This is a genomic window from Paenibacillus nanchangensis, from assembly GCF_046543445.1.
GTDB lineage: Bacteria > Bacillota > Bacilli > Paenibacillales > Paenibacillaceae > Paenibacillus_AQ > Paenibacillus_AQ nanchangensis.
The window spans coordinates 39,277-45,991 of the sequence record NZ_JBHOFD010000046.1; the positions used below are offsets into that span (position 1 = coordinate 39,277).

General features: G+C 54.8%; 4 protein-coding genes and 1 pseudogene. 3 read left to right on the plus strand and 2 right to left on the minus strand.

Annotation, left to right across the window (positions count from 1 at the left end; genetic code table 11):
- Positions 1-96: 96 nt before the first annotated feature.
- On the plus strand, positions 97-1,947 hold the full coding sequence (locus ACE6ED_RS26520; protein WP_410830459.1) for a peptidoglycan D,D-transpeptidase FtsI family protein: 1,851 nt from the start codon (positions 97-99) through the stop codon (positions 1,945-1,947).
- Between the two features lie 296 nt (positions 1,948-2,243).
- Here ACE6ED_RS26520 and ACE6ED_RS26525 read toward each other — a convergent pair.
- A pseudogene (locus tag ACE6ED_RS26525) lies at positions 2,244-3,341 on the minus strand (AI-2E family transporter); the annotation flags it as partial.
- 232 nt (positions 3,342-3,573) lie between these two features.
- On the opposite strand from ACE6ED_RS26525, the gene ACE6ED_RS26530 reads away from it, so the two are divergent.
- Positions 3,574-4,974 carry a polysaccharide deacetylase family protein gene (locus ACE6ED_RS26530; protein ID WP_410830460.1) on the plus strand — a complete coding sequence of 467 codons (1,401 nt, stop codon included), beginning with the start codon at positions 3,574-3,576 and terminating at the stop codon, positions 4,972-4,974.
- 751 nt (positions 4,975-5,725) lie between these two features.
- Here ACE6ED_RS26530 and ACE6ED_RS26535 read toward each other — a convergent pair.
- On the minus strand, positions 5,726-5,932 hold the full coding sequence (locus tag ACE6ED_RS26535) for a hypothetical protein (RefSeq protein ID WP_410830461.1): 207 nt from the start codon (positions 5,930-5,932) through the stop codon (positions 5,726-5,728).
- A gap of 193 nt (positions 5,933-6,125) precedes the next feature.
- Between ACE6ED_RS26535 and ACE6ED_RS26540 the strand changes: the two genes are divergently transcribed.
- The coding region (locus tag ACE6ED_RS26540; protein ID WP_410830462.1) for a hypothetical protein at positions 6,126-6,715 on the plus strand (590 nt) is incomplete at its 3' end.

Below are 6,715 nucleotides of genomic sequence, written 5' to 3' on the forward strand. Positions count from 1 at the left end.
CATGCCGGCGTCAGCATCCGGGCGAACGGCGTATTGGTTAAGCACCCGGGGACATACTAGGGAATGAATGGAAAAAGCCAATAAGGAGGTCCCGGCATGCGGCATACCCGGAACAGAAGATTGGCTGCGGGAATGATTGCGCTGACCGTGCTGCTGGCCGTGCTGTCGCTCCGGCTGGCCTGGCTGCAGCTGGCCGCGAAGAACCGGCCGATTCCCGGCGGCCGGCATTCGCTGGCGCAGATGGCCCGCCTGCAGAGCGAGCGGGACCTCGTGCTGGACAGCGGCCGGGGCCGTCTGCTCGACCGGCACGGCCGGCCGCTCGCGGGGGAAACGGTGCTGGCGGCAGCGATGTTCCCGCAGGCGGAGGGCGCGGCGGATGCCCCCGGCGCAAAAGAACGCCTGGCGCGGCTTGCCGCGGTACTCGGCGCCTCGCCCGAGGAGCTGCGCAGCCGGCTGAAGGCGGTGCATCAGCCTGAGGTGTGGCAGGCTCCAGGCGGCACGGGCCCACTGGCTTTGACCCCGCAGCAGGCCCACCGGATCGAAGAAATCGGCGTAGACGGTGTGCGCGTTCTTCCGGTAGTCAGACGGTATGCAGACCGCGAAAACGGCCGGCAGTGGATCGGTTATTTGTCGGAATCCGTAAACGAAACAGCCGGAGAATTGAGGACCGGTCGTCCGGACAGGGGAACCCAAGCGGATGAAATCCCGCATATCCGGATGAGCGGCACGGCAGGGCTGGAAAAAACGCTTGAACCGCTGCTGCGCGGCGCGGGACCTACCGAAGCTTCCGTCCGGGTGGATGCGCGGGGCGCGCGGCTGTCAGAGAAGACGCTGCGTGTCAGTGCTCCCCATAATCCGTATTATCCTCTGTCGGTGTACACAACAATTGACCGGGACATTCAGGAGGCCGCCGAGCAGCTGGCGAAGGAGGAAGGCATCCGGGAAGGGGCGGTGGTGGTACTGGATGCCGCCACGGGAGATATTGAAGCGATGGTATCGCTGCCGTTCTACCGGCCGGAGGAAATCTCGCCGGAAGGCGGGGAGTGGAATAACCGCGCCCTGCAGGCTGCCGTACCCGGCTCGATCTTCAAGATCGTGACGGCGGCAGCTGCCTTGGAGACGGGAGTGGCAGCTCCGGGTGAGCAGTTCCAATGCACGGGCGGATACGGGAAATATCACTTATCCTGTTCGGCGCGGGAGGGACACGGGGCCATCACGTTCGCCCAGGGCTTCGCGGAGTCCTGCAACACGGTTTTTGCCGCCCTGGCGGAACGGCTCACCGCCGACCAGCTGCGCCGCACCGCCGATGCGCTTGGGCTCGGCCGCACGGTAGGCTGGAGCGCGCCCGGCCGGCTTGGCCTGCCCCTGCTGCGCCCGCTCGCCCGGGAGGAACGCGGGACCGTCTTCGATCCCCGCGTTCTTGCGCAGGACGAGCCTGGCGCCCGGGTGCAGACCGCGATCGGCCAGCGTGACGCCGCCGTGACGCCGCTGCAGGCGGCCAACCTGGTCGTCACGCTGCTGCACGGCGGCCGGGTCCAGTCGCCCCGCATCGTCTCGCGGATCGACTTCGCCAACGGCCAGCGGCTGGCCGGGCTGGAGCCGCGGACGGCGGCCTCGCCCGAAGGCGCCATCTCGCCGCGGACGGCCAGCCAGCTGCTCGCCTGGATGCGCGGCGTCGTGACGGACGGCACGGGGCGGTCGCTGCGAAGCGCCAAGTGGCCCCTGGCTGGCAAGTCCGGAACCGCCCAAACCACTGTAAAGGGCGCGCCGCGCAACAACCAGTGGTTTATCGGCTACGGCCCCGCAGACCGGCCGCGTTACGCCGTAGCGGTGGTGGCGGAGAACGTCCGTCCCGGCGGTCCCCATGCCGCAACCCGGCTGTTTGGCCGGATCATGGATTATTTATCGGAAGGAGAGGAAGGGGGAACTTTCGGGGTGCGCTCCTGAGCAGCCTCCGGCTCAACCGAATCAGCTGCAGGGGCTCTTCCGGGCGCACCGGCTGCGCCAGCCGCACTGCCTGAACCACCCGCACCAGTCGCGCTGCCCGCACCCGTCGCACCGGCCGTACCACCTGCGCTGTCTGCGCCCGTCACACCGGCTGCGCTAGCCGCACTGCCTGAACCACCCGCACCAGCCGTGCTGCCTGCACCCGTCCCTGTCGGGCCGGCCGTGCTGCCTGCACCGCCCGCACCAGCCGTACCACCTGCACTGCCCGCACCACCCGCGCCGGGACCGGAAGCGGCAAATGGAGAGACGATGAACTCTTCTTTTGGCAGCCGGATCCACCGCTGCAGATACCCCTGCTGGATTAATTCCTTGATCAATATCAGCAGAATAGGGGACAAGATCAAACCAGCCACGCCAAACACTGAGCTGCAGATCAGGACAAACGACAGCATCAAAAATGCGGAGGATACGCCGATCGAATTTCCGGTGATTTTCGGCTCCAGCAGCTGACGGACGATCAGCACCACCGCAAGCAGCACGATCAGACCAATCGCAAGCGACGTGTTGCCTACGATAAACAGATAAATGATCCAGGGAATCAGAATCGTCGAAACGCCCAGCAGCGGCAGAACGTCGAATATGGCGCAGACAATCGCCATCGTAATTTCATTGCCGCTCTGCAAAATGAACAGCCCGACCAAAACGATCGCAAACGTAATGCTGATCAGAATCAGCTGCGCTTTCAGATAAGAGCCGATGGCCTTAAAGACGTTGCCCTGCAGGAAGGAATAGGCGTCTTTCAAGGTTTTCGGCATTTTGTCGTGTGCAATCCGGCGCCAGTCCTTGATCTCCATGCTCAGGAAAAAGGCCAAAATGATGGCGATGCCGAAGTTGGCCATAAAGGAGGAGAAAGAACCGAGAACACCGATCATATAATTGAAAAAGGCGATCAGCCAGCGGGACATGACGTTGGTCGCCGATGTAAAATACCCTTGGATCTTCACGGCGACGTCCGGGGGAAGGCTGTCGAATTTTTGCTGCAAAACGTGTGTGAACTCGGAAAAATGCTGCTGAATGATGTATGTATACTTAGGCAAATTCTCCTGGAAATTCATCGCCTGCATGGTGATCAACAGACCGATGCCGAACAGGGCGCCCAGGAGCAAAATCAGAAAAAGCAGCACGGAAATGGCCGAAGCAAACGGTTTGGCCAGTCCCCGGCGGTTCAGAAAGCGGGCGAGCGGCTCGATCAGCAGAAACACAAAAAATGACAAAAACACGGGGGCGGCAATCTGGTACAGCTTACTGAAACTGAACATAACCAGATAGACGGTCAGGACCAACAGTCCGATATCAAAAAAAGTGCGCCAATATTTTTTGTACAGCGGCAGCATAGGATAGTTACGTCTCCTTTTCGCTTAGTAATGATTTGAATTCATTGTACACGATTTTAAGGAAAAAACCTCAAATTGTTTGGCGTCTGTGGTAAAATAGGGGGTAACGTTTTTTGGCGGCTCCTTATTCAGATTTTACGAACAGCCGCAGCTTGGCAGGAAGACTGCTCAGACATGCTGCTTGCCTATAAGGGCAAGACTAAAGCCATTTTTGACAAAGCGGGGAATTCACATGCAAACACTGCTGCTATGGCTGTTTTACATTTCGACTTTTTATGCTTTTATTCCCGGCATTGTCAGCCGTTTGTTTGGGTTTCGGGTCTTTCGCAAAGGGTCGGGGAAAGCGGATTTTGCGTTAACCTTCGACGATGGGCCGGATCCGAAGTATACACCCCGGCTGCTTGATCTGCTCAATGCTTACGGCGCGAAAGCAACGTTTTTTGTGGTGGGCGCCCATGCGGAAAAAAATCCGGAGCTGATCCGCCGGATGCACGAGGAAGGGCATTTGATCGGCATTCATAATTATGAGCATAAAACCAACTGGCTCATGCGTCCAGCAGCGGTAAAACGCCAGATCGAGCGGACGTCGGATATCATCTACCGGATTACGGGGGAACGGCCGACCTATTACCGCCCGCCGTGGGGAATTGTGAACCTGTTTGATTTCTCCAAAAGCCGGCAGGTCAAAATCGTATTGTGGTCCGCCATGTTTGGCGACTGGCGCGAGAAGCTTGGAGCCGACAGGCTGACCGAAAAAATGTTTACCCGGCTGCGTCCGGGCGAGGTCATGCTGCTCCATGACTGCGGCACAACGCCGGGCGCCGATCCGGAAGCGCCGGAACAGATGCTGATGGCGCTGGGGCGCGCCCTCGAAGAGGCGGAACGCAGGGGCTTACGCAGCATCCGGGTGGATGAAATGATCCGCAAGGCCGAAGGTTCGGCCGTACGTTCGCTGTCTTTTGGCAAACGTCTGCTGGTGGGGCTCTGGCTCGGCTGGGAGAAGTTGTTCCACGCCATGTTCCAGCTGAAAACCGTACATCCCGAAGATCCGTTTCTGCACTACCGTCTGCGCGACTATCAGGGCCACACGGTAACGACGGACGAAGGGGTGGTGCTGACAAAAAACGATCCCATCATTGAGCTGCACATCGACAACCGGGAGCTGTTTGAGATGGGTGTCCGTTCCCGTTCAACCGCCCAACTGGCCATCCGGATGATCCGGCGTATGGAACGGGATCTGCCTGCCCTGGCCGACCAGGTGGTCGCCGATCCCCGGCTGCTGGGGGCGAAGGCCCTGTACGGGGTCAGTATGATTAACCGGGGGCCGGAAAAGTTTGGTTTTTCGGTGCTGGATCTGCCTGACGGGCTGTTCGCCCGTTCGACCACCCTTTACCTCCGTATCCTGATGAGTGTGATCCATCCGGCGGGAGGCAACCGGCTGAAGGAGCGCTCTGACTTGCTGGTGCCCAAGATGATGCTGATGCCGATTTCGACTCTGCTCTCGCGGACGGGACGCAGTGTCCCTCATCCGCGGCGCATGGATGAGCCGGAAGAAGCGGGAGTAACTGACGGAATAACCGAGTCCGATCTGACTGGCGCTCATGTGCTCCATCATTGCACAGGAACGCGCTAAACGAAAGGCCGGCTAGAGCTTTTATGGATGATGATACGCCTACCGATGAGGATCATTGTTATTGATCTACACCTCTATCGGTGATCTGAAGCAGGATTAGACAACGGGCCGTCTAAGGGTAACCCCTTTAGACGGCCCGTTGTCTTTTGTGCGGGCAGGTCGCAGGTACCCGAACCTGCTGAACCCGAACCTTTGCCTTCCTGGCCCCACGAACCTTCCGAAATTACCTTATCCAAACATCGATAAAGAAAAGGATCTGCCCAAACTACTCCGATACCCAGAGTCAGGCCACTTAGAAAAAAAGCGCCCAGCCCTAGGTGAACTGTTAAAAAAGCTAGATTTGAAGGAAAGGTTGTTGGTAACAAGAGGAATGAACTTAAGAAAGTGCGAATCATTTGAGCTTATTAAGAGCACTGCGAATCAAGGATTTGGGCTTTCCTAACTCGCTGATTTCTCTGCACTTATTGCTGCCCTTGTGAAGTCTGATGGTGCCAGAAAAAATGTGAAATTGCCACGCAGAAAAAACGCATGATTTCTACTCGGGACCTGCCACATTTTTTGAAATTAAACATTAGATGAGACGAAATGGTAATGAGCTTGAAAAGTGATATAAGTATTAAAGATTTATAAGTTAAAAATAGTAAAAATGTCCCAAGGAATTAATGGAATTTTATGATAATCTCTTTGTTCGAAGGGGGTGTTGACATATTTGGATAAAATTTGATGTAATCAAACGTGAACTAACAAAATATTAAGGAGGAATTTTTATTAAATCCCTACTCTCTAAGACCGCAGTTTCTTCCATATTAGTCATCTCTATCATCTTCTCTTCTCTAAGTTCATTAGTTGATGCAAACGTATATAACGTTATTACGAGTACTTCTCTTGATGACACACCCATAGAATCGGTTGTCAGTTCTACATATTCCTCAACCAGAGAGTCTGTTGTTAATTCCACCTACCCTTCATCGGTAACTAATGATGTATATGCTCAGTTACTACAAACGCTGGCTGTAAATGAAAACTATGTTGAAGCAATAAATACATCTGGAAGCATTCTTGAAAACTTCCCTTCCCGCTATGTAGGTGTCTTTGAGAACTATAAATTTGAAATAGCAGCAGATACGACTGATGGAAATAATCCATTAGATGTGGAAAGTAACATAGTAAAGAATGCCGTCATAACCAAATCTGACTCTTTAGCGTTATCTTTAACTGTTGTAAATCATTACAAGGCCAATGTTGTTTTTGTAATTACCGCATTCGACAAAGCTAACAATATTATAGAAAGCAGCGAATCCACAGTTGTCAAACCTACCACTAAGGGTGTTGTTGTTAGTAAGAACTACTCCCTTGAGGCTTCACAAAAAATTGATCATTTTGGCGTTCTGAGAGTTGTTTCAGACTCCTCGGTGATAAGACTTCTATCTGCATATAGTTGGAGGAATAGCAAGGGAGAAATTAGTGTACGTGGTATTGTAGGAAACAGTAATGATAAAAGTCAACACGTTGGAATCGTCGCTACAGGATATGATGTTAACAATCAAGCTGTCGAAACTAAAACGACTGCCACGTATACATCAAAAGGGAGTGTAACAACACATAACCTTGTGTTTGAAGCAGGATCACAAATTAACCGCATAGTAGTCAAGGAAACAGGGCAGGCTTCTGAAATCCTACTATTATCTTCTGGATCGCGATTAGAAAACGGAAAAGTCATTGCAACGGGAGCTGTAGAAAA

Bases quoted from the DNA above. Each gene is read 5' to 3' on its own strand.
- ACE6ED_RS26520 (WP_410830459.1), top strand. From the start codon at position 97: ATGCGGCATACCCGGAACAGAAGATTGGCTGCGGGAATGATTGCGCTG.
- ACE6ED_RS26530 (WP_410830460.1), top strand. From the start codon at position 3,574: ATGCAAACACTGCTGCTATGGCTGTTTTACATTTCGACTTTTTATGCT.